The following is a 775-nucleotide window of genomic DNA, read 5'->3' as shown; positions in this document are numbered from 1 at the left end:
CTCCCGGTGGAGCCTTGCCTATGGCCAGACAAGTCAGAGGCAAGGCTTTGGGTATGTTTTTTAACGTCTTGGCTTCCTAGATCTCGACGCTCTCGGAAATTGACAAGGCATCTTCCAGGTCAACCCCTAAGTAACGGACTGTGCTATCCATCTTGGTATGCCCGAGAAGGAGTTGAACCGCTCGAAGGTTCCCGGTTTTGCGATAAATCTGGGCAACCTTGGTACGCCGCATCGAATGGGTTCCATAGGCGCTTGGCTCCAAGCCAATGGATTTCACCCAATCCCGAACCAGTCGCGCGTATTGGCGTGTACCTATGTGCGGCCGATCGTGCAGTCTTCCAGGCCAAAGAAACTCCGATTTCTTCATTATTGGCATATTCAGCCAGGCCTGAAGCGAAGATCGAGTTCCTTCGGTAATTTCGAACCGAACCGGTTGACTGGTTTTGCTTTGGGTTATGGACGCGCGTTCTCTCACGTTGCCTGCTGCATAAACGTCAACAACAAACAAACGGACGAGATCACATCCTCTGAGTTTGCTGTCTATTGCCAAGTTGAAGAGTGCCAGATCACGCACATGATTGGAGAGTTCAAGGCGAACGCGAATTGCCCAGACATGCTTGGGACGCAAAGGACATTTTTGGCCTATGATACGCCCTTTGTTCCAGGGAGCGTGACGCATACGAACTGCGGGAAGGTTAGGAATTGACATAGTTGGTCCTCCGACCACCGCAACCCTCCACATCCTTGGCATTTCGCCAACGGTCTATGGATAGCA

Annotated in this window: 1 protein-coding gene; it reads right to left on the bottom strand. The window is 51.6% G+C overall.

Features of this window, described 5'->3' with window-relative positions; genetic code table 11:
* Positions 1-76: 76 nt before the first annotated feature.
* The gene (locus tag VWZ87_RS19435; protein WP_416536738.1) at positions 77-709 is read right to left on the bottom strand and encodes a tyrosine-type recombinase/integrase; all 633 of its coding nucleotides are present in this window, start codon (positions 707-709) and stop codon (positions 77-79) included.
* Between the last annotated feature and the right edge of the window lie 66 nt (positions 710-775).

The sequence above is a fragment of the Phaeobacter sp. JH20_37 genome, from assembly GCF_048056015.1.
Taxonomy (GTDB): Bacteria; Pseudomonadota; Alphaproteobacteria; order Rhodobacterales; family Rhodobacteraceae; genus Phaeobacter; species Phaeobacter bryozoorum.
Note: the sequence above shows the minus strand (reverse complement) of the source record. Positions and strands in the feature narration are given on the sequence as shown.

Coding starts and splice junctions, on each gene's coding strand:
- VWZ87_RS19435 (WP_416536738.1), bottom strand. CDS start 709: ATGTCAATTCCTAACCTTCCCGCAGTTCGTATGCGTCACGCTCCCTGG.